Below are 22,743 nucleotides of genomic sequence, written 5' to 3'. Positions count from 1 at the left end.
AGGCTCCGAGGAGAGACGTGATGACCCGATCACCGGTCGAGGACGTGTGGCCGCTGTCGCCGCTGCAGGAAGGGATGCTCTTCCACGCCGCTTTCGACGACCAGGGTCCGGACGTGTACACCGTGCAGTCCGCGCTCGACATCGAAGGACCCGTGGACCCGGCGAGGCTGCGGGCATCGTGGGAGGCGCTCCTCACCCGGCACGCCGCGCTGCGCGCCTGCTTCCGGCAGGTGAGCGGGGCACAGATGGTGCAGGTCATCGCGCGGGACGTGGTGCTGCCCTGGCGTACGGAGGACGTGTCGGGTCTGGCCGCATCCGATGAGCCCGCCGCCCTGGAACACCTGGCGGAGAGCGAACGGGCCGAGCCCTTCGACCTGGCGGCGCCACCGCTGCTGCGCCTCCTCCTGATCCGCCGCGGCGCGCACCGCCACCGCCTCGTCATCACCAGCCACCACATCCTCATGGACGGCTGGTCGGCCCCGGTCCTGATCGGTGAACTCGCCGAGATCTACGCGGCGGGAGGCGACGCGTCCCGGCTGGGGCGCACCACCTCGTACAGCGAGTACCTGAAGTGGCTCGCCCGGCAGGACAGGGAAGCGGCGCAGGCCGCCTGGCAGGCGGAACTCGCGGGCACGGACGAGCCGACCCTCGTGGCACCGGCCGTCCCCGACCGGCTCCCCGTCTTCCCCGAGAACGTGAGCGTGGACCTCCCCGAGAAGGTCACACGAGATGTGGTCGAACTGGCCCGCACCCATGGACTGACGGTGAACACCGTGGTGCAGGGCGCCTGGGCACTGGTCCTCGCCCGGCTCGCGGGGCGCACGGACGTGGTGTTCGGCGCGACGGTGGCGGGACGGCCTCCTGAGCTGCCGGGCGTGGAATCGATGGTGGGACTTCTCATCAACACGCTGCCGGTCCGGGTCCGAATCGACGGAGCACAGCCGGTACTGGACATGTTCCGTGCACTTCAGGAGCGCCAGTCGGCGCTGATGGCCCATCAGCACCTTGGCCTCCCGCAGATCCAGAAGGCCGCGGGCCCGGGAGCGGGATTCGACACGCTCCTGGTGTACGAAAGCTTCCCCCAGCCTCCGGCCGCCTCCCCCGCACCGGACCGCGAGAGCCTCTCGCTCAGGCCGGCGGGGTTCACGCGTGAGGCGGCGCACTATCCGCTGACGCTGGTGGTCGGCCCCGGCGAACGCATGCACCTGAAGCTCGAGTACCGGCCGGATCTGTTCGACCGGGGCGTCGTCGCCGTAGCGGCGCTCGAATCGCTGATGCGGGTTCTGGAGCGGGTGGTGAGCGACCCCGCCGTGGTGGTGGGGCGCGTCGGGGCGATGGCGGCGGTCGAGCGTGGTCCTGCTGCCGTGCCGCCGCGCGAGATGGTGCCCGAGCTGATCGCCGGGCGGGTGGTGTCGTCTCCGGGCGCCGTGGCCGTCCAAGGTGAACGTGCCTGCTCGTACGGGGAGTTGTGGGCGGAGTCCGGTCGCTGGGCCCAGTACCTGGCGGGCATGGGCGTGCGGCGGGGTGACCGTGTCGCGGTGCTCATGGAGCGGTCGCCGGACCTGGTGAAGCTCCTGCTGGGGATCTGGCGGGCGGGCGCCGCCTACGTACCCGTGGATGTGGGGTGGCCGGCGGAGCGGGTCGCGTTCGTCCTGGAGGACTCGGCTCCGGCGAGGGTGGTGTGCACGGCGGAGAGCCGGGGCGTGGTGCCGGAGGGAGCTGCCACCCGCCTTGTGGTCCTCGACGACCCGCGGGTGCGGGTGGCGCTCGAGGCGTGCGGAACCGACAAGCCGATCGTTCCGTTGGCGGCGCAGGACGTGGCCTACGTGATGTACACGTCGGGCTCGACCGGCGTGCCCAAGGGAGTCGCGGTGCCGCACGGGAGTGTGGCGGCCCTGGTGGGGGAGCGGGGCTGGTCGGTCGGCCCGGCGGACGTGGTCCTCATGCACGCCCCGCACGCCTTCGACGCGTCGCTCTTCGAGATGTGGGTCCCGTTGGTCGCGGGAGGCCGTGTGGTGATGGCCGATCCCGGCGTGGTGGATGCCCAGCAGGTGCGCGGGCACGTGAAGGGCGGCGTGACGGCGGTGCATCTGACCGCCGGGTCGTTCCGCGTGCTTGCCGAGGAGTCCCCCGACTGCTTCACCGGGCTGCGTGAGGTGCTGACCGGCGGGGACGTGGTTCCGGCCGCCTCGGTCACCCGTGTGCGTGAGGTCTGCCCGGATGTGTCGGTCCGGCACATGTACGGGCCGACCGAGACGACCCTGTGCGCGACCTGGCATGTACTGGAGCCGGGTGACGAGATGGGCCCCGTACTCCCGATCGGGAGCCCGCTGCCCCACCGGCGGGCTTTCGTCCTGGACGCGTTCTTGCAGCCGGTACCGCCGGGCGTGACCGGTGAGCTGTACATCGCGGGCGCCGGCTTGGCGCAGGGCTACTGGAACGGCCAAGGCCTGACCGCTGAACGCTTCGTGGCCTGCCCGTACGTACCGGGAGAGCGGATGTACCGCACCGGGGATCTGGTGCGCAGGTCCGAGAAGGATGGCCTGCTCTTCGTCGGCCGTGCGGACGCGCAGGTCAAGATCCGGGGCTTCCGGGTGGAGCTGGGCGAGGTGGAGGCGGCCCTGGCCGCTCATCCCGACGTGGCCCAGGCGGTCGTCGTCGCCCGCGAGGACGGACCGGGCGAGCGCCGCCTCGTCGGCTACGTCGTCCCCGAGGGGACGGAGGCCATCGACCCCCAACTCGTCCGCGCCCACGTCGCCGAGAGCCTGCCCGACTACATGGTCCCGGCCGCCGTACTGGCCCTGGGCGCCCTGCCCGTGACCCGCAACGGCAAGGTCGACCGCAAGGCACTGCCCGCCCCGGACTTCGCCCAGCGCGTCTCGGGACGGGGGCCCCAGACCGCCGCCGAGGAGACGCTGTGCCGTCTGTTCGCCGAGGTGCTCGACCTGGAGCGGGTCGGGCCCGACGACAGCTTCTTCGACCTGGGAGGCGACTCGGGCCTCGCGATGCGCCTCGCGGGACGGATCCGCGAGGAGTTCGACGCCGAGATAGGCATCCGGCAGTTCTTCGGCTCGCCGACACCGGTCGGGGTGGCCCGGCTGCTCGCCACGAAGGCGCGGCCCGTGCTGCAACCCGTCGAGCACCGGGACGAAGTCCCCGTCACAGCAGGCCAGTTCCGCACCTGGCTGCTGTCACGGCTCGACGAAGAGTCGGGAATCGACCGCATCCCGGTGGCGCTGCGGCTGAGCGGCGCTCTCGACCAGGAGGCGCTGCGGGCGGCCCTCGGCGATGTGGCCGCACGGCACGAGATCCTGCGCACCACCTTCGACGGAGCGCGGGGCGGCGCCATGCGGCAGCGCGTCCTGGACGCCGCCGAGTCCCGTCCGGCGCCGGACGTGGTGCAAGCGGCCGAGGCGGAGCTGCCGCACCTGCTGGCCGCCCGCGCCGGGCACGCGTTCGACCTCGGCAGCAGCCGGACGCCGTGGACGCAGACGCTCCTGCGCCTCTCGGACACCGAGTACGTACTGCTTCTGGTGGTGCACCGGATCGCCGCCGACGACACCTCCCTCGACGTTCTGGTCCGTGACCTGGCCACCGCGTACGGCGCGCGTCGCGAGGGGCGGGTGCCGGAACGGGCCCCGCTGCCCCTCCAGTTCGCCGACTACGCGCTCTGGGAACAGGCCCTGCTCCAGGGCGAGCGGGAACCGGAGAGCCTGGTCAACGATCAACTCGTCTACTGGCACGACGCCTTGGCGGGCATCGACGCCGAGATCGAGCTGCCCGCCGACCGGCCGCGGCCGTCCGTCGCGTCGCACCGGGCGGACAGCGTCCCGCTGCGCCTCGACGCCGAGGCGCACGGGCGTCTCGCCGATCTGACCGAGGACGACGCGACGACGACGTTCATGGTGGTGCAGGCGGCTCTCGTGATGCTGCTCGCCCGGCTCGGCGCGGGCACCGACGTCACGATCGGCACGCGGGTCCCGCGCCGGGACGAGTCCGGTCTCGAAACACTGGTGGGCCCCTTCGCGGGGGCGCTCGCCCTGCGTACGGACGCGTCCGGCGACCCCACGTTCCGCGAGCTGCTCGGCAGGGTCCTCGCGGCGAACCAGGAGGCGCGCGAGCACAGGGACGTACCGTTCGAACGTCTGGTGGACGCCCTGGAGCTGCCGCCGTCCCTCGCACGCCACCCGGTGTTCCAGGTACTCCTGGAGGTCGACGACAGCGTCGACGAGCCGTGGGATCCGTGGGAGCTGCCAGGACTGCGCACCACGCGCCTGGACCTCGGTACGGAAGCCACCGAGCTCGATCTGTCGTTCAGCCTCACCGAACGGTACGAGCCCGACGGCGATCTCGGAGGCATCGAAGGACAACTCCGCTACGCGACCGAGCTGTTCGACCGGCGGACCGCCCAGACACTCGCGCAGCGGTTCGTCCGCGTGCTCGAGCAGGTGACGACCGATCCGGAGCAGCGCCTGAGCGCGCTCGACGTGCTGCTCGACACCGACGAAGCCCGGCGGCTCGTGACGAGCGCGAACGACACGGCGGCGCAGCCCGTCACGCGCACCGTGGTGGAGATGCTGGACGCGCAGGCGGCACGTACACCAGAGACGATCGCCGTCACGGATCTCCACGGCTCCTTGACGTACGAGGCGTTGGACGCCGCGGCGGAGCGGCTTGCCGGGCGGCTGACCGAGCAGGGGGCGGGCCCGGAGAGCGTCGTCGTCGTGGCGCAGCCCGTCAGTAACGGCCTGGTCGTCGCGCTGCTCGGGGTGCTGAAGTCCGGTGCGGCCTGCTGCCTCGCCGAGGATCCCGCACGCCCGCTGGAGGGCGTCGACCTCCCGGACGGCGGGATCCTGGTCTGCTCCGATGCGTCCGTCGCTTCGGTGGCCGACAGCGCCGGGATTCCGGTGGTGGAACTCGAAGACTCTGTGCAGGACACGACCAACAGGTCTGCCGCGAAGGCCCGTTACGCCCTCCTGGGGCACCCGGCGCTCGTCCTCGCGGGCGCCGTCATCGAACACCGCACGCTCGCCTCCCACACGACGTACCGCATGCATGCCTCCCCGGCGTTGGGCGCGGCGCCACTCCTTGACGCCCGGGCTCCGTCCGCGGCGCTCGTGACGCCACTGCTCGCGGGGCTCTGTGCGGGAGGGAGCGTGCGGCTCGGCGTACCCGGCAAGGACCTCGCGGCAAGGGAGGCCGGGACACTGGTGGTCACCACCCCCGAGTTCCTTGACGCCGCCCCCGAGGCCCTGGTCGTGGACCTGGCGGGCGCACCGCGGGCCGTGGACCAGTTGCACGGATGGCAGGAGCGGCACCCCTCGACCCCGCTGGTGAGCGGCTACGGAGCGCCGGAGATGGGCGGAGTGTGGCTGGAACACCGGACAGGCCCGGAGCCGGAGCACGGGCCCGGCCCCGAGGAGACCGGCGCCTGGGAGCCCCGCACCGGCGCCCCCGTCCTGGACACCCGCGCCTTCGTGCTCGACGAGCGCCTGCGTCCGGTGCCGCCGGGCGTCACGGGTGACCTCTACCTGGCGGGCACCACGCTGGCGCGCGGCTACGCGGGCGGCTCCGGGCGTACCGGTGAGCGGTTCGTCGCGTACCCCTTCGGCCCCGCGGGAGAGCGCATGTTCCGTACCGGCGAACGCGCGAAGCTGACGAACACGGGCCGCATCGCCATGCAGCCCGAGGAGCGGAAGCGGGGCGCCGGCGCGGGGCGGCGGATGGGCAGGAACCGCGGCGACTTGGGAGTCATCCTGCCCCTGCGGCCGGAAGGCAGCCGCCCCCCGCTGTTCTGCCTGCACACCGGCATGGGCCTGAGCTGGACGTACGCGGCTCTCCTGCCGTACCTCCCGCAGGATCAGCCGGTGTACGGCGTGCAGGCACGCGGCATCGCGCAACTGCACCCCGGTCAACTGCCCGGCAGCATCGCGGACCTGGCGGCCGACTACGCGGACGAGATCCGCGCCGTCCAGCCCGTCGGCCCCTACCACCTCCTGGGCTGGTCCATCGGCGGAACCATCGCTCAAGCCGTCGCCGTCCGCCTCGAGGAACTGGGCGAAGAGGTGGCGCTCCTCGCGCTGCTCGACGCCTATCCCGGCAGCGGCGCCGCCAAGTCGCGGTTCCGCGGCGAGGAAGGACAGGCGGCGGAGGGATATGGCGTACTGGAACAGAGGCAGGGCGCCGATGTGGCCGACCTCTACCGCTCGTCGGGCATGAGCGAACAGGCCCTGTCGAACCTGGAGACGGTCGTTCGCAACATGTCCGGGTTCGCGCCGGACCACACGCCCGGCGTCTCCCACGGCGACCTGCTGCTCTTCGTGGCGGCGGCCGACCGGACCGAGGAACAGTCCGTGGCGGATTCCGTCGCGAGCTGGGAGCCCTTCATCGAGGGCGACATCGAATCGCACGAAGTGCCCGTCGGTCATTACGACATGCTCAAGCCCGAAGCCCTCTCGCGCATCTCGCGCGTTGTCGCGCGCAAACTCGGCGCGACGACGGGCAAGGCGAAGGAAAAGAATCCGGAACAGCGGACAGCGACCGAAAAGGACTGAACGATGACCAACCCGTTCGACAACGAAGACGGCACCTTCCTGGTTCTCGTCAACGACGAGGGACAGCATTCCCTGTGGCCCGCGTTCGCCGAGATCCCGGAAGGCTGGACCACCGCGCACGGCGAAGGCACCCGGCAGGAATGCCTCGCGTACATCGAGGAGAACTGGACGGACATGCGCCCCAAGAGCCTCGTCGCGGAGATGAGCAGGAACGAGACGGCGGTTCCCTAGGTGGACACGGAATCACTGGTGACCGTGGCGATCGGCGATGTGGCCCTCATCGTCATCGCCTCTCGCCTCCTCGGAGCCCTCGCCCGCCGCTGCGGGCAGCCCGTGGTCATCGGCCAGATCGTCGCCGGAATCGCGCTCGGCCCGACACTGCTCGGCCGCCTGCCCGGCGATCCGACCTCGCGGCTCTTCCCGTCGGAGGTGCTGCCGTTCCTGACCGTGCTCTCGCAGATCGCCATCGTGATCTTCATGTTCGTCGTGGGGTACGAGATGGACTGGCGGCAGCTGCGCCAGGGCGGCAGAGCCTCGGCCACGGTCGCCCTGTGCGCGTTCCTGGTCCCCGCGGGACTCGGCATGGGCGCGGTGGGGGTGTTCCACGGGGCGTTCGACGCGGTCCAGCCGGGGCACGCGGACGGCAGGACGTTCTGGCTGTTCATGGCAGTGGCGGTCTCCGTCACCGCGCTGCCCGTGCTCGCGGCGATCGTCCGCGAGCGAGGGCTCGCGGGCAGCCCCGAGGGCACCGTGGCCACGACCGCCGCCGGGCTCATGGATGTGGTGGCGTGGCTGGTCCTCGCCGCCGCGCTGGCCGGCACCGGTCACGCCACCGGGCATGCGTGGCAGCTGACGCTGCTTCTGATCTCCCTGTTCGTGGCGGCCCTGTTCCTGGTGGTGCGTCCGGTGCTCGCGTGGTGGATGCGGCGGTCCAGGGTGGTGATGTCCCACCAGCTCACGATCGCGCTCGGCCTCGCCCTGGGCAGCGCCTGGGTGACCGCGGAGCTCGGTCTGCACCCTGTGTTCGGCGGTCTGCTCGCGGGCCTGGCGATGCCCCGCAGGGACGGTGTGCCGGACGCCGACGTGCTGCGGCCGATGGAGCAGACCTCCGACCTGCTGCTCCCGCTGTTCTTCGTGACGACCGGACTCTCCTTCAACATCGGCTCGTTGGACGGGAACGGCGGCCTCCTGCTGCTGTTGATCCTCGCCATCGCCACCCTGGGCAAATTCGGTCCCGCGTATGCGGCATCGCGGATCAGCGGCATGGACCCGCACCGGTCGGCGACCGTCGCCGCGCTGGTGAACACCCGCGGGCTCACGGAGCTGATCGTCCTGAACGTCGCCCTCGACGCGGGAATCATCGGCCCTGCGCTTTTCACCGTTCTCGTACTCATGGCATTGGTCACCACCTTCATGACGGGGCCTCTGCTTTCTCTGATAGGGCGCAGGCGCGAGCGGGAAACCCCGCGCGGTCCGAAGAAGAAGGTCGTTCCCGCGCTGGCGGATGGACAACCTTGACGCCCAGGAAGGGCGATTTCAGAATCAATTGAGCAATGGGGATCGAGAAATGGGGCTCCCTGGGCGGGTGCCGGACTATTCGGTTCCCGCCCGGGAGAAAAGGGGAAGAGGGATGACCTTGCCGGAATCCGAGGAATACGACGTGGTGGTGGTCGGCGGAGGGCCCGCCGGATCGACGCTCGCCGCACTGGTGGCCATGCAGGGGCGGCGGGTCCTTGTCCTGGAGAAGGAGTTCTTTCCGCGTCACCAGATCGGCGAGTCGCTGCTTCCGTCCACCGTGCACGGCGTGTGCAGGCTGACCGGTGTCGCGGACGAACTGGCGAAGGCGGGGTTCCCGCGCAAGCGCGGCGGCACGTTCCGGTGGGGGGCCAACCCGGATCCCTGGACCTTCTCCTTCGCGGTCTCCCCGCGCATGAGCGGCCCCACGTCGTACGCCTATCAGGTGGAGCGGTCCAAGTTCGACGACATCCTGCTCAAGCACGCCCGCAAGGTGGGCGCCGAGGTGCGCGAAGGCTGCGCGGTGCTCGACGTCATCGACGACGACGAGCGGGTCCGGGGCGTCACGTACACCGACGCCGACGGCAACGAACGCCGGGCGCTCGCCACGTTCGTCGTGGACGCTTCGGGCAACAAGAGCCGCGTGTACCAGCGGGTGGGAGGCACGCGTGAGTACTCGGAGTTCTTCCGCAGCCTCGCCCTGTTCGGCTACTTCGAAGGCGGCAAGCGGCTGCCGGAACCGTACTCGGGCAACATCCTGTCGGTCGCGTTCCCGAGCGGCTGGTTCTGGTACATCCCCCTGAGCGACACGCTGACGAGCGTCGGCGTCGTGGTGCGGCGCGAGATGGCCGAGAAGATCCAGGGTGACCGGGAGAAGGCGCTCATGGCGCTCGTCGACGAGTGCCCCCTGATCGGCGAGTACCTCGCGGACGCCACGCGGGTCACCACCGGGCAGTACGGGGAGCTGCGCGTCCGCAAGGACTACTCGTACCACCAGACGACCTTCTCCCGCCCCGGGCTCGTCCTCATCGGCGACGCGGCGTGCTTCGTCGACCCGGTGTTCTCGTCGGGCGTGCACCTGGCGACGTACAGCGCGCTGCTCGCGGCACGTTCCATCAACAGTGTCCTGTCCGAACGCGTCGACGAGGAGAGGGCGTTGAAGGAGTTCGAGGACCGCTACCGGCGCGAGTACGGCGTCTTCTACGAATTCCTCCTGTCCTTCTACGAGATGCACCACGACGAGGACTCCTACTTCTGGCGGGCCAAGAAGGTCACAAGGACCGAGCGGCCCGAACTCCAGTCGTTCGTCGAGCTCATCGGCGGCGTCTCCTCCGGCGAGCGGGTCCTGACGGAGGCCGAGGTCCTCGCCAAGCGCTTCTCTTCGGACTCCGCGGAGTTTGCCGCCGCCGTCGACGAACTGGCCGGCAGCGAGGAGGGCAGCATGGTGCCGCTGTTCAAGTCCTCGGTGGTGCGCGAAGTCATGCAGGAGGGCGGCCAGGTCCAGATGCGCGCCCTGCTCGGGGAGGACGCCGAAGCGGAGGCCCCCCTGTTCAGCGGTGGCCTGGTGCCCTCACCGGACGGCATGTTCTGGCAGCAGCCCCAGTCCGCCCCGAGCCCGGCCGAGTAGCGGCCGAGCAGCAGCCGAGCAGAGAAGGAGGTCCGCGCATGGCGCGGCCGTCAGACCTCTCCATGCACAACCGCAGGGACCGACTCGACCCGCTGCCCGAGCTCAGCGAACTCAGCGCGCGAACGCCGCTGTCCGAGGTCGAACTCGGCGACGGGCCCAGCTCGTCCACGGGCTGGCTCGTCACGGGCCACGACGAGGTGCGCGCGGTCCTCGGCGACGCGGAGCGGTTCAGTACGGCCCCGCCCGCGGGCGGCAGCCGGCCGGTCCAGGCGGGCAACCTCATCCAGTACGACCCGCCCGACCACGCCCGGCTCCGGCTGCTGCTCACACCGGAGTTCACGGTCCGCCGGATGCGCGGCCTGGAACCCGCCGTCGAATCCGTCGTGGCGGACTGCCTCGACTCCCTGGAGAAGGCCGGGCGGCCCGCCGACTTCATGCGGCACGTCGCCTGGTCCGTGCCGGGCCTCGTCATGTGCGAGGTGTTCGGCGTGCCCCGCGACGACCGGGCGGAGCTCGCCCGGCTGCTCAAGGTCAGCCGCCCCGCCTTCCGCGGCAGGCAGCTGCAGATGACCGCGGGCGCCGCCTATCTCGCGTACGTCGACCAACTCGTGGCCCGGAACCGACGCGCACCCGGCGACGATCTGCTCGGCAGGCTGGTGCGCAGGCACGGCGACGACATCGACGACGACGAACTGGTCGGCCTCACCGCGTTCGTCATGGGCTCCGGCGTCGAGAACATGGCCAGCATGCTGGGCCTCGGCATCCTCACCCTGCTCGAACACCCCGACCAGCTCGGCCTGTTGCGGCAGTGCCCGCACCTGATCGACCAGGCGGTGGAGGAGTTCATCCGCTACCTCTCGATCATCCCGACGGCGTCGCCGCGCACCGCCCGCGAGGACGTACCCCTCGCGGGCAAGGTGATCAAAGCCGGTGACCAGGTGGCCTGTTCGCTGTTCGCGGCCAACCGCGTCAGGCCGCCCGGCGCGCCGCCGGACGTCCTTGACATCACCCGTGAGGCCACCGCCCATGTCGGGCTCGGGCATGGCATCCACTACTGCATCGGCGCCTCGCTGGTGCGGATGGAGCTCAGGAGCGCCTATCTGGCGGTACTGCGCCGCTTTCCCGGGCTGCGCTGTGCCGTGCCGCCCCAGGAGATCCGCTTCAGGACGCAGGCGCCGTACGGCGTGGAGACACTGCCGGTCACCTGGTAAGGGAGTGGTGGAGTGATGACATCGACGACCGAGCCCGGCCTCGTCCACACCCGGCGCGAACGCTTCGGCCCGGCCGAGGAGCTGCGCGGGCTGTCGGAGGGGCGGCCCGTCACCCGGATCGACGTGGGCCCGGGGACCGACGGGGTGCCCGTCTGGCTCGTCACGGGCCACGCCGAGGTGCGCCAGGTCCTGGGCGATCACCGCCGGTTCTCCACCCGGCGGCGCTTCGGGGCGCCCTCGTCGGCGGGGCGGGACGAGGGCCCGCGGCCCGACGAGCTGATCGGGCAGCTCATGGACTACGACCCGCCCGAACACACCCGGCTCCGGCAGATCCTCACGCCGGAGTTCACCCTGCGCCGGATGCGCAGGATCGAGCCGGGCATCACCGCCATCGTCACCGAGCACCTCGACGCCATGGAGCGCACGGGTCCGCCCGCCGAACTCGTGGGGGCGTTCGCGTCGCCCGTCCCCGGCGCCGCCCTGTGCGAACTGATCGGCGTGCCCCGCGACGACCGCGGCGACTTCCTGCGCCGCTGCCATGCCTTCCTCAACCCCGGCCGGGGGCGCCAGCGCCGGGCGGCGGCCGGGGAACTGCTCTCGCGGTACGTCGCCGCGATGGTCGCCCGGCAGCGCTCGGACCCCGACGAAGGCTTTCTGGGCATGCTGGTCCGCGACCACGGCGACCAGGTCACGGACAAGGAACTGCGGGGCGTCTGCGTCCTGTTGGTGCTCGCCGGCCTCGACAACATCTCGGGGATGCTGGGGCTCGGCACCCTGCTTCTCCTCGGCCACCCCGAGCAGCTCGCCGAGGTGCGCGACGATCCCGGGGCGGTGGACCGAGCCGTCGAGGAGCTGCTGCGCCATCTGTCGGTGCCGCACGCACCGACACCCCGGACCGCCCTGGAGGACGTCGTCGTCGGGGAGCAGCTCATCAGCGCGGGGGAACACGTCCTGTGCTCGCTGCCCATGGCCAACCGCGACCCCGCGCTGCTCGCCGAGCCCGACCGGTTCGACATCACGCGCGAGCCCGGCGCCCACGTCGCCTTCGGCCACGGCATCCACCACTGCCTGGGCGCGGCACTGGCCCGGATGGAACTGCGGATCGCCTACCCGGCGCTGCTACAGCGCTTCCCCGGCCTGCGCCTGGCCGTGCCCGAGCACGAGGTGCCGTTCCGCGTGCACGCGCTCGCCCACGGCGTGGACCGGCTGCCGGTCACCTGGTGAGCCCTCACCCGGTGCATGAGAACGCGGAGGACGCACACATGGACGTACGGGTCGACCGCCGACGATGCGCGGGCTCCGGGCTCTGCATGGCCCAGGTCCCCGCCGTCTTCGACCAGTCGGACGAAGACGGCAAGGTCCTGCTCAACGCACCGAACCCCGGCCCCGAACTGGCCGGGGCCGTGCGCGCGGCGGCCGCGCGGTGCCCGTCCGGCGCGATCACGCTGCACGAACACGGCACCGCCGCCCGCTGACGCCCGCCGCCGCCCGCTCACGTCCGCGCGGGCTCGGCGATGCGTACCGTACGCAGCTCCCTGGCCGCCCCGACATCGGCGCAGCCCGCGAGCCCCAGCGCGTCGTGGAGCTCGTCGGCGAGCAGGTCGAGCACCTGCCGGACACCGGCCTCTCCGGCGGCGGCGAGCCCCCACACCGGCGGTCGCCCCACCAGGACTCCGTCGGCCCCCGACGCCAGTGCCTTGAGCACGTCCGTTCCGCCGCGGACGCCGCCGTCCACCATGACCTCGCACGCGCCGCCGACCGCGTCGACGACCTCGGGAAGGGCGTCGACGCCGGGCAGTGCGCCGTCGAGCTGGCGGCCGCCGTGGTTCGACACCACGACGGCGTCCGCGCCGAGTTCGGCCGCCCGTACCGCGTCCTCGGGGGCGAGGATCCCCTTCACCACCAGGGGGAGCCGGGTGGCCGCCCGCAGCTCCCGCACGCACGACCAGGTCACCGCGGGCGAGAACGCCTCGGCCGTGTGCGCGGCCACCGCCGAGCCGTTCCCCGCGGGGCGGTGCGCCGCCGAGGCCGCACCGCCGTCCAGATGCGCCGCCCGCACATGGCCCGGCAGAGCGAAGCCGTTGCGTACATCCCGCAGGCGGCGGCCCATCCAGGGCACGTCCACGGTCAGCATCAACGCCTCACAGCCGGCGTCCTCGGCCCGCCGCGCCAGGTCCAGGGAGCGCCGCCGCTCGCGGAGCCAGTAGAGCTGGAACCACACGGCACCGCCGACGGCCGTGACCTCCTCGACGGGGACGCTGCTCAGCATGGCGACCGTGAACGGCACGCCCGCCGCCTTCGCCGCCCGCGCGGTGGCCAACTCGCCCTCCGGGTGCACGAGTCGGTGGTACGCGACCGGGGCGACCGCCACCGGCATCCGCACCGGACGCCCCAGGAGCGTCGCGTCCGTGGTGCAGCGCGAGACGTCCCTGAGCACCCGCGACGCGACGTAGATGCGGTCGAACGCCTCCCGGTTCGCGGTGAGGGACCGCTCACGGCCGCTGCCACCCGAGATGAAATCCCACACCTCGGGTGGCAGGGCCGCGGCCGCGGCCCTCTCGACGTCGCCCAGATCGCGCACGGCCGTGGGGTCAGCGGGCCGCACGCTGCCCGGTCCGTTCCAGCTCCACGGCCTCGTACAGCGCCTTGATGTTGGAACTGCCGAAGGTCTGCGCGCCCTTGCGCTCGATGACCTCGAAGAAGATCGTCCCTCGCGGGTGCGCCGACGCGGTGAAGATCTGGAACAGCTGGCCGTCGTGGTCCTCGTCGACGAGGAGATTCGTCGCGCGCAGCTCGGCCAGGGTGTGGGACTTGAGCCCGATCCTTTCGGCGAGCAGGTCGTAGTACGTCGACGGGGTCTGGAGGAATGCGACACCACGCGAGGAGAGCGTGCGCACCGAGCGGACGGCGTCTTTGCTGGAGAAAGCCAGATGCTGGACACCGGCACCGTGGTGACTCTTGAGGAATTCGTCGATCTGACCGGGCTGTGCCAGCGGATCGGGCTCTATCAGCGTCAGTGTGACCGCTCCGGTCGCCGCGCTCTGCACGACCTTGGAGTCCATTGCCTGGGCGCCTACGACGATGTGCTCCTCGAAGACCTCACGGAAACCCAGGGCCTGTTGATAGAAGAGGGCCGTCGATTCGAGATCGCCGGCGTTCAGGCACACCGCGATGTGGTCGATGTCGAGGAGCCCCACCTCACTGGTGCGCGCCTCGCGCGAGCCGAGCGCCGGAACGAATCCGGGCGGAAGACCGGGGCCTTCTCCCGGGGCCCGCTCGACGAGTGTGTGCACCACGTCGCCGAAGCCCGAGACGGCGGCCGTGACCGCGGGGCCTTCGCCCGCGTGCCGCGTCGGCCTGCGTACGGGCCGCGCGCCGCCCGCCACGGCGGAGGCGAAGGCCGCCGGCACGTCGGCGGTGCGCAGGGCGATGTCGGCCACGCCGTTGCCGTGCGTGGTGACGTACGTGGTGGCGGGGTGCCGCTCCGCGGTCGCCTCGGTGAGCACCAGGGTCATGCGTCCCTGGCGCAGGGCGATGCTGCGGTGATCGGTGGATCCGCCGGTGCCGACGACCGTGAAGGCGTACTTGTCGACCCACGCGAACACCGCCGCGTCCAGGCCGTCGACGTACATCTCCACATAGTCGATCGCGAGATCCGTGAGTTCATTGTTCTGGGCCGTTGCGGGTAAATCCGTCATCAGAGTCCTCGTGGGAAGAAGAATGCGGATAGGCTCCGTCGCGCCGGATCGCGGAATTCCGGACCGCGGAATGTGCCGCGGAATACTCCGGACCTTGTCGTCGGGTCGCGAGGCTGAATACTCGTTGCGGCCCGATGATATGACCGCCTTCGCGGGTTCCGCACCTGTCAAGCCATTGCTGTGGATCAGCGGTCGGGAGACGCTGACGTCATGGAAATCCTGCAAACGGAAATCGCCGTCGCCGAGTTGAGGGCGGCCACGCTGCACGCGTCGCTCGCCGATGTGTCGATGGAGTCCATGAACCTCCTCAACCAGGTCGCCGACACCTATCCGGACGCGATCTCGTTCGCGGCGGGACGCCCCTACGAGGGCTTCTACGACGTGACCCAGATCCACGAGTACCTCCAGGTCTTCTGCGACCACCTCCGCACCCGCGGCGGCCTGAGCGAGGCGGAGACCGCCCGCACGCTGTTCCAGTACGGCGCGACGAAGGGGATCATCGGCGACCTCGTGGCGCGCAGCCTCGCCGTGGACGAGGGCATCGACGTCGACCCTTCGTCCGTGGTCGTCACGGTCGGCTGCCAGGAGGCGATGTTCCTGCTGCTTCGCGCGCTGCGCGCCGACGGCAGCGATGCCGTGCTCGCGCCGAGCCCGACCTATGTCGGCCTGACAGGGGCCGCGCTGCTCACCGACATGCCCGTGCTCCCGGTGCGCACCGGGGAGCACGGCATCGACCTCGACGACCTGCTGGTCCAGTTGCGTCGGGCACGCGCCGAAGGAAAGCGGGTGCGCGCCTGTTACGTGACGCCCGACTTCGCCAATCCAGTGGGCGTCAGTCTGCCGCTCGCCGACCGGCACCGCCTCCTGGACATCGCCGCCGACGAGGACCTCCTGCTCCTGGAGGACAACGCGTACGGCCTTCTGAACAGCGCCGCCGACCGGCCGCCCACGCTCAAGGCCCTCGACCGACACCGACGCGTCGTATATCTCGGCTCGTTCGCCAAGACCGGGATGCCGGGCGCCCGCGTGGGCTACGTGGTCGCCGATCAACGGGTGACCGGCACCGGCAGCGACTGTGACCGCGAGGGCCTGCTCGCCGACGAGCTGTCGAAGCTCAAGAGCATGCTCACCGTGAACACCTCACCGATCGCGCAGGCGGTGATCGGCGGCAAACTCCTCGCGCACGACTGCAGCCTCGTCGCCGCCAACCGCCAGGAGACGGAGGTCTACGAGCGCAATCTGCGTCAGGTGCTCGACGGCCTCGACCGGCGCCTCGGCGAGCGCGCCGACGTCACCTGGAACGCGCCGACCGGCGGGTTCTTCATCGTGCTCACCGTGCCGTTCACCGTCGACGACGCACTCCTTGAACATGCCGCGCGCCGCCACGGCGTCCTGTTCACGCCCATGCACCACTTCTACGGCGCGTCGGACGGGTTCCGCCAACTCCGGCTCTCGATCAGTACGTTGACGTACGAGCGGATCGAAGAGGGCCTTGACCGCCTGGCCGCGCTGATCGACGAGCGGCTCGCGGAGTTCGACGCGTCTTCGGCGCAGGAGGGGGCCGGGGAGCGATTGCCGGGTGAGGTCGCGTGACGATCCGCACCATGGCTGTTGTCGGCACCGGCCTGATCGGCACCTCCGTGGCCCTCGCGGCCCGCCTGCGCGGTGTGACCGTCTACCTCTCGGACCACGACGAGTCAGCCGTCCGGGCCGCGGCGGTCCTCGGTGCCGGACGGCCCGAAGCCCCGCAATCTCCCGTGGACCTGGCCGTGCTCGCCGTCCCGCCCAGCCAGATCGCCCCGGTCCTCGCCGAACTCCAGTCGCGGGGCCTCGCGTTGAGCTACACCGACGTGGCGAGCGTGAAGGTGCACGCCGAGCGGGAGATCCTGGACACCGCCCCCGAGCCGTCCCGCTACATCGGCGGCCACCCTCTGGCGGGCCGCGAGCGGTCGGGCCCCCTCGCGGCCCGCGCGGAACTGTTCCGGGACAGGCCCTGGGTGCTCACCCCGACCCGCCTCACCTCCAGGGCCGCCTTCGGCCGTGCCCTGGACCTGATCGCGCTGTGCGGCGCGGTGCCGCGCGTGATGCGGGCCCGCGCCCACGACGACGCGGTGGCACTGACCTCCCACACCCCGCACCTGGTCGCGAGCCTGATGGCGGCGCGCCTGCGCGAAGGGCCCGCGGAGGCGGCCCAGCTGGCGGGGCAGGGGCTGCGCGACACCACCAGGATCGCCCGCGGCGACTCCCGGCTGTGGAGCGACATCGTCGAGTCGAACGCGGCGGCGGTCGCCGACATCCTCACCCGTCTCCAGGAGGACCTCACGAGCGTCGTCGCCGCCCTGTACGACCTAGCCGACCCCGAGCGGGGCAGGGAACTGTCCGGCAAGAGCAGGCACACCCTGGTGGACCTCCTCGACCGCGGTGCCGCCGGGGTGGGGGAGCTGGACAGGCCTTCTCCTGCCGCCCGGAGTGAAGCGCCGGTCGCAGACGCCGAGTTGGGGTGCCGTCCACGCTGACGTCCGGCTGCCGGGTGAGCCTGTACGGACACCACCGGTTGTATCCGCCGTGTGACCGGTGCCCGCGTAGAACTTGGCCTCATGTCCACCACACACAAGCGAACCGCACAGACACTGCTCGCGGCGTCGGCGCTCATGGCCGGCGTCTTCCTCAGCGGCTGCTCCGGTGACTCCTCGGCCGCGTCGAAAGACGACCCGAAGAAGCCGGACGCCTCGCCCACCAGCCCCTTCGACCAGGCCCTGGCCTTCTCCCAGTGCATGCGCAAGAACGGCGTGTCCGGCTTCCCCGACCCGCAGAAGGACGCGGGCGGTGGCATCGCGCTCACACCGGGCGGCGACGTCGACCCCAACTCCCAGGAGTTCCAGAGCGCGACGGAGGCCTGCCGCGACAAGATGCCCCAGGGCGGCCAGCTCGGCGGCGGAGGAGGCGGCGGCAAAGCCCTCGACTCGGCCAAGGTCTCGGCCTGGGCGAAGTGCATGCGCGAGAACGGCCTGCCCAAGCTGCCGGACCCGGAGATCAACGGCGGCAACATGTCGCTCGACTTCGGGGCGAGCGGCATCGACCCCGGCAGTGACGCGTTCCAGAAGGCCAGGGTCGCCTGCCAGGACAAGTGGCCCGGCGGCGGCCTCACCGGCTCCGGCGGCGGCGCCTGATGACCGCGCCGGACGAGACCCGGGAGAGGGAGCCCGGATTACGGGAGCCCGATGCGGAGCAACCCGGGACCGAGGAGCCCCACGCCGAGGAGCCTGCCCGCGGCTCCGGAGCCGCTCTGGAAGTGCACAAGTCGGCGGCGGTGTCCGAGCGGAGTCCCGGCGGTCTCGCACCCGAACGTGATGAGACCGTCCCCGAGGCGGACGGCGGAGACGGCTCAGACGGTGGGGAAGGGACCGCGCCCCCACCGGCGGCCCACCGCAGGCGCCGCCCGCTGCGGATGTCGCTGATCGTCGTCGCCGCGATCGCCGTGGTCGTCGCCGCGGGCGCCGCCACCACCGGCGTCTTCGGTGACGACGGCTCCGGATCGGCCGCCGACGCCCCCTCGGGGCCGCCGAAGACCGCCAAGGTGGAACGGACCACGCTGACGCGCACGGAGAGCGTGGACGGAAACCTCGGCTACGGCGACGCGACGGCCGTACAGGCCCCGGCCGCCACCAAAGCGGGCGCCGGGATCATCACCTGGGTGCCGTCGGACGGCGACACCGTCAAGCGCGGCGAGAGCGCCTACAAGGTGGCGGAGCAGAAGGTCCCGCTGCTCTACGGCTCCACACCCTTCTACCGCCCGCTGAAGACGGGCAGCGAGGGCCGGGACGTGGAGATCCTGGAGAAGAACCTCTCCGCGCTCGGCTACACCGGCTTCACCGTCGACGACACGTACGACGCGGGCACCGCCGAGGCCGTGCAGAACTGGCAGGACGACCTGGGGCGCACGGAGACCGGGACCGTGCAGCCGTCCGACGCGGTGGTCGCCCCCGGCGCCAGGCGCGTCGCCCAGGTGAAGGCCACGGCCGGAGCCCCGTCGAACGGGCCCGTCCTCACCTGGACCGGCACCGAGCGCACCGTCACCGTCGACCTCGACGTGCAGTTCGAGGACATGGTCGACAAGGGCACCAAGGCCACGGTCACCCTTCCCGACGACAGCACCGTGCAGGCCGAGGTGACCGACGTCGGTACCCCCTCCACGCCCTCCCAGGACAGCGGCTCCGGCGGCTCGGGCGGCGGCCAGTCGGGCGGCGACGACAAGCCCACCCTGCCGGTCGAGATGAAGGTCGACAACCAGAAGGGCCTGGGCCGCTACCAGGCGGCGGCCGTGCAGGTCTCCCTGAAGGCGGAGACCCGGAAGGACGTGCTCGTCGTCCCCGTCAACGCCCTGGTGGCGCAGCGCGGAGGTGGCTACGCCGTGCAGGTCGTCGCGGCGAACGGCGACGTGAGGACGCGGACGGTCAAGGTCGGCATGTTCGCCGACAGCACGGTCGAGGTGTCCGGTAGCGGCATCACCGACGGCACCGTCGTGGGGGTCCCCAAGTGACCACTGCGGCCCACCCGGTGGTCGAACTCGCCGGAGTCTCCAAGACGTACGGAGAGGTCGCGGCGCTCAAAGGCGCCGATCTCGTCATCCGGCGCGGGGAGCTGCTCGCCGTCGTCGGACCCTCCGGCTCGGGCAAGTCCACCATGCTCAACATCATGGGCACCCTCGACCGCCCCACCACCGGCACCGTGCACATCGACGGGCACGACATCGACCGCCTCAGCGACCGGGAGCTCTCCGCGCTGCGGGCCGGGACGATCGGATTCGTCTTCCAGCAGTTCCATCTCGCCCCCGGCGTACCGGCATTGGACAGCGTCGCGAACGGGCTGCTCTACAGCGGCAGGCCGCGGGGCGAGCGGCGCAGACTCGCCGAGCGGGCCCTGCGCCGGGTCGGCCTCGGCCACCGGCTCTACCACGAGCCGCATCAGCTCTCCGGCGGCGAGAAGCAGCGCGTCGCCATCGCGCGCGCGGTACTGGGAGACCCTCCGCTGCTCCTCGCGGACGAGCCGACCGGCGCCCTCGACTCCCGTTCCGGCGCGGTGGTGATCGAGCTCCTGCACGAATTGCACCGGGCGGGGACCACGGTCGTGGTCATCACCCACGACCGGGACATCGCGGGCTCCCTGCCGCGCGAGGTCCGGATCAAGGACGGCCACATCGAGGAAGACGCGATCCACCTGGAAGAAGACGCGCCCGCCCTGCTCCCCGAGGAGGCCCTGCGATGAGCGCCACCAAGGAGTTGAGCACGACAGGGGAGCGGGGCACGGCGCACGAGCTGCCCCGCCCCGCACCACCGCCGCGCCCCAAACCGGCCCGGATGGGCCCGGCCGACGTGCTGCGGGTCGGCGGCTCGGGCCTGCGCTCGCGCCCCATGCGGGTGTTCCTCTCGGCTCTCGGCATCGCCATCGGCATCGCGGCGATGGTCGGCGTGGTGGGCATCTCCACCTCGAGCAGCGAGGACCTCAACCGGCGTCTCGCGGCGCTCGGCACCAACCTGCTCACCGTCTCCCCGGGCCAGTCCTTCGCCGGCGACGCGGCCCATCTGCCCGACTCATCCGTCGACATGATCGGCAACATCAAGGACGTCGATTCGGTCTCCGCCATCGGCAAGACGAGCGCCAAGGTCTACCGCAACGACCACATCAAGAAGGAGGAGACCGGCGGACTCAACGTCTACGCGTCCCGCACCGACCTGCCGAAGACCGCGGGCACGGAGATCGTCGACGGCCGCTGGCTCAACGCCGCGAACCGCCGCTACCCGGCCGTCGTGCTCGGCCCCAAGGCCGCCGAGCAACTGGGCGTCTTCAAGGCAGGACCCGACACCAAGGTGTGGCTCGGCGGGCAGTGGTTCACCGTGGTGGGGCTCCTCGCGCCCAACGAGCTCGTACCCGATCTGGACTCGGCCGCGCTGGTCGGCTGGCCCGTCGCGGAGCAGGAGCTGGACTTCGACGGCCACCCGACGACGGTCTACACCCGCGCCGAGGAATCCGCCGTGAGCGACGTCCAGTCCGTGCTCGGCGCCACCGCCAACCCGGAGAACCCCAGCGAGGCCAACGTCTCGCGCCCCTCCGACGTCCTTGAGGCCAAGGAGGCCACCGACGACACCCTCAGCGGTCTGCTCCTCGGCCTGGGCGCGGTGGCCCTGCTCGTCGGCGGGGTCGGCGTCGCCAACACCATGGTCATCTCCGTCCTTGAACGCCGCTCCGAGATAGGGCTGCGCCGCTCCCTCGGCGCCACCCGCGGCCAGATCCGTACGCAGTTCCTCTGCGAGGCCCTGCTGCTCTCCGCGCTCGGAGGCCTGGGCGGAGTCCTGCTCGGCATCGCCGTCACCTCCGGCTACTCCACCTACCAGGGCTGGCCATCGGTGGTGCCGGTCTGGGCGATGGCGGGCGGGGTCGGCGCGACCTTGGTCATCGGCGGTCTCGCCGGGTTCTACCCCGCGGTCCGCGCGGCGCGGCTTCCTCCCACGGAGGCGCTCGCCACGACCTGACCCCCTAGCCACAAGGGGCGACTTCGCAGGAACTCGCCCCCAGCGGACGCGGTGCCTTCGTCAGCCTAAATCCCCCGCGGGCGACGAGGGCATCGCTCTGTGCCGCCCACCCCGGCCGCGCTGTCTGGACGGCCCCTGCCTCTCGTATTCTCACCACATGACTGAGCACTTAGGGAAAGTCGACGAAAGCAGCCTGCTCGACCTGCTCCAGGAACAGCGCATCGGCACGCTCGTCACCCTCAAACGTGACGGCCGCCCGCAACTCTCCAACGTCGGCTATGCCTACGACCCCGAGGCCCGCCTCATCCGCCTCATGGTCACCGACAGCCGCGCCAAGACCCGCAATCTGCGCCGCGATCCGCGCGCGAGCTTCCTCGTCACCGACGGCGCGGGCTTCTCCTACATGATCGCCGAGGGCGACGCCGAGCTGACGCCGGTCGCGACCGATCCGCATGACGAGGTCGCGGATGAACTGGCGCTGGTCTTCCAGGGGTTCCAGGGCGAGCACCCCGACTGGGAAGGGTTCCGCGCGGCGATGGTGAGGGAGCGTCGCCTGGTGATCCGGCTGCACGTCAAGCACGTGTACGGAGCCGCGGGGAAGCGGATCCTCGCGGGTCCCGGGCCCAAGGGACCCGGCGGTGAGACGGTGGGCGCGACCGTGGGGCGGCCCGGCCTGCAGCTCGGCACGGGCGAACCGCCGCCTCAGTTCCGGTAGAGGTCCGTCAGGAGTGCCACGGCGGCGTGCGTCATGGGGTGCGGGTCGTGGCGGCGCCAGATGAGATGTACGGCGATCGGGTCGGCGTCGCGCAGCGGGCGGAACACGACGCCGTCGCGGCGGTACTGATTGGCGGTGCTCTCCGGGGTGAGACCGACGCAGCGGCCCGACGCGATGACGGCGAGCCAGTCGTCGATGTCCTGGGTGTACTCCACCGGGGGCCGGGCCTCTTCGGGCCACAGCTCGGCGGTGGTGGTGCCGGTGCGCCGGTCGATGAGGAGCGTACGGCCTTGTATGTCGGCCAGTGGAACGGAACGCCGCCTGGCCCATGGGTCGTCGCTCGCCAGCGCGCAGAAGCGGCGCTCGTGACCGACGACGGCGCTGGCGAAGCGGGCCTCGTTGAAGGTGGTGCGGACGACGGCGAGGTCGCACAGGCCCTCGGCGAGACCGCCGGTCGCGGAGTTCGTCCGGATCAAGTACAGCTCGACGTCGGGATGCCCGGCTGCCCAGCGGCGCTGGAACTCCGCCGTGTGGCGGCCCATCGCCGACCAGGCGTGGCCGATGCGCAGCCGCGTGTGTCCGGTGGTCGCCTCCCGGATGAGGTCGTCGGCCTCCGCGAGCAGGTGCCGGGCCCGGGCGAGAACCTGCACTCCTGCGGTCGTGGGCGTGACGCTCCGGCTGGTGCGGTGCAGGAGGCGCACCCCCAGCACCTGCTCGAGCCCGCCGAGGGTACGCGAGACGGCCGCTTGGGAGACCCCCAACTCGGCGGCGGCATCGGTGAAGCCGCCCGTGTCGACGATGGCGACCAGGCAGCGCAGATGCCGCAGTTCCAGATCCATGACCACAGCGTAGAGACAGCCGAGGCGTATGGATAACCAAAGCGTATAGATGAG

17 protein-coding genes are annotated in these 22,743 nt (G+C 71.4%); 14 read left to right on the top strand and 3 right to left on the bottom strand.

Translation table 11 applies throughout. The annotated features are described in order from the left end of the window. The first annotated feature begins 20 nt into the window (after positions 1 to 20). The 7 genes from ACZ5CR_RS15465 (at position 21) to ACZ5CR_RS15435 (ending at position 12,382) form a co-directional block, all read left to right on the top strand. Positions 21 to 6,554 (top strand): amino acid adenylation domain-containing protein, encoded by a 6,534-nt coding sequence (locus ACZ5CR_RS15465; protein WP_468857596.1) that lies wholly within the window; start codon positions 21 to 23, stop codon positions 6,552 to 6,554. A 3-nt stretch (positions 6,555 to 6,557) separates the two neighbouring features. Then, positions 6,558 to 6,785 (top strand): MbtH family protein, encoded by a 228-nt coding sequence (locus tag ACZ5CR_RS15460; protein ID WP_389913916.1) that lies wholly within the window; start codon positions 6,558 to 6,560, stop codon positions 6,783 to 6,785. Continuing rightward, entirely contained in the window at positions 6,786 to 8,072 is a 1,287-nt protein-coding gene (locus tag ACZ5CR_RS15455) for a cation:proton antiporter (RefSeq protein WP_468857594.1), read from the top strand. 112 nt (positions 8,073 to 8,184) lie between these two features. Further along, positions 8,185 to 9,696, top strand: coding sequence for a tryptophan 7-halogenase (locus ACZ5CR_RS15450; protein WP_468857592.1), 1,512 nt, complete (start codon positions 8,185 to 8,187; stop codon positions 9,694 to 9,696). Between the two features lie 38 nt (positions 9,697 to 9,734). Continuing rightward, a complete protein-coding gene (locus tag ACZ5CR_RS15445) occupies positions 9,735 to 10,907 on the top strand; it encodes a cytochrome P450 (protein WP_468857591.1) in 1,173 nt (390 codons plus the stop codon). Positions 10,908 to 10,922: 15 nt separating this feature from the next. Beyond that, positions 10,923 to 12,131, top strand: a complete 1,209-nt coding sequence (locus tag ACZ5CR_RS15440; RefSeq protein WP_468857590.1) for a cytochrome P450 — start codon at positions 10,923 to 10,925, stop codon at positions 12,129 to 12,131. Positions 12,132 to 12,169: 38 nt separating this feature from the next. Beyond that, positions 12,170 to 12,382, top strand: coding sequence for a ferredoxin (locus ACZ5CR_RS15435; protein WP_468857589.1), 213 nt, complete (start codon positions 12,170 to 12,172; stop codon positions 12,380 to 12,382). 17 nt (positions 12,383 to 12,399) lie between these two features. Here the strand turns inward: ACZ5CR_RS15435 and ACZ5CR_RS15430 are convergent, their stop codons facing one another. Together ACZ5CR_RS15430 and hppD are read right to left on the bottom strand one after the other, a co-directional pair. Further along, a complete protein-coding gene (locus tag ACZ5CR_RS15430; protein ID WP_468857587.1) occupies positions 12,400 to 13,512 on the bottom strand; it encodes an alpha-hydroxy acid oxidase in 1,113 nt (370 codons plus the stop codon). After that, positions 13,499 to 14,605, bottom strand: coding sequence for a 4-hydroxyphenylpyruvate dioxygenase (gene hppD / locus ACZ5CR_RS15425; RefSeq protein WP_468857585.1), 1,107 nt, complete (start codon positions 14,603 to 14,605; stop codon positions 13,499 to 13,501). Before hppD ends, ACZ5CR_RS15430 begins: the two co-directional genes overlap by 14 nt. Positions 14,606 to 14,815: 210 nt before the next feature. On the opposite strand from hppD, the gene ACZ5CR_RS15420 reads away from it, so the two are divergent. From ACZ5CR_RS15420 to ACZ5CR_RS15390, 7 genes are all read left to right on the top strand, one after another. After that, on the top strand, positions 14,816 to 16,198 hold the full coding sequence (locus ACZ5CR_RS15420; RefSeq protein WP_468857583.1) for an aminotransferase-like domain-containing protein: 1,383 nt from the start codon (positions 14,816 to 14,818) through the stop codon (positions 16,196 to 16,198). Positions 16,199 to 16,209: 11 nt separating this feature from the next. After that, positions 16,210 to 17,121 carry a prephenate dehydrogenase gene (locus tag ACZ5CR_RS15415; RefSeq protein WP_468857582.1) on the top strand — a complete coding sequence of 304 codons (912 nt, stop codon included), beginning with the start codon at positions 16,210 to 16,212 and terminating at the stop codon, positions 17,119 to 17,121. Positions 17,122 to 17,202: 81 nt separating this feature from the next. Further along, the gene (locus ACZ5CR_RS15410) at positions 17,203 to 17,775 is read left to right on the top strand and encodes a hypothetical protein (RefSeq protein ID WP_468857581.1); all 573 of its coding nucleotides are present in this window, start codon (positions 17,203 to 17,205) and stop codon (positions 17,773 to 17,775) included. Continuing rightward, positions 17,775 to 19,145 (top strand): peptidoglycan-binding protein, encoded by a 1,371-nt coding sequence (locus ACZ5CR_RS15405; protein WP_468857579.1) that lies wholly within the window; start codon positions 17,775 to 17,777, stop codon positions 19,143 to 19,145. The genes ACZ5CR_RS15410 and ACZ5CR_RS15405 overlap by 1 nt, the downstream gene beginning before the upstream one ends. Continuing rightward, on the top strand, positions 19,142 to 19,870 hold the full coding sequence (locus ACZ5CR_RS15400) for an ABC transporter ATP-binding protein (RefSeq protein WP_468857578.1): 729 nt from the start codon (positions 19,142 to 19,144) through the stop codon (positions 19,868 to 19,870). The genes ACZ5CR_RS15405 and ACZ5CR_RS15400 overlap by 4 nt, the downstream gene beginning before the upstream one ends. 92 nt (positions 19,871 to 19,962) lie before the next feature. Beyond that, positions 19,963 to 21,135 (top strand): ABC transporter permease, encoded by a 1,173-nt coding sequence (locus tag ACZ5CR_RS15395; protein WP_468857802.1) that lies wholly within the window; start codon positions 19,963 to 19,965, stop codon positions 21,133 to 21,135. A gap of 157 nt (positions 21,136 to 21,292) precedes the next feature. Next, a complete protein-coding gene (locus ACZ5CR_RS15390) occupies positions 21,293 to 21,850 on the top strand; it encodes a PPOX class F420-dependent oxidoreductase (protein ID WP_468857577.1) in 558 nt (185 codons plus the stop codon). Here ACZ5CR_RS15390 and ACZ5CR_RS15385 read toward each other — a convergent pair. Further along, positions 21,838 to 22,689 (bottom strand): LysR family transcriptional regulator, encoded by an 852-nt coding sequence (locus ACZ5CR_RS15385; RefSeq protein WP_468857576.1) that lies wholly within the window; start codon positions 22,687 to 22,689, stop codon positions 21,838 to 21,840. The two genes, ACZ5CR_RS15390 and ACZ5CR_RS15385, sit on opposite strands and share 13 nt — an antisense overlap. Positions 22,690 to 22,743: the final 54 nt, after the last annotated feature.

This window comes from Streptomyces sp. NPDC031274, from assembly GCF_055570235.1.
This window is presented reverse-complemented; position numbering and strand designations above follow the sequence as displayed.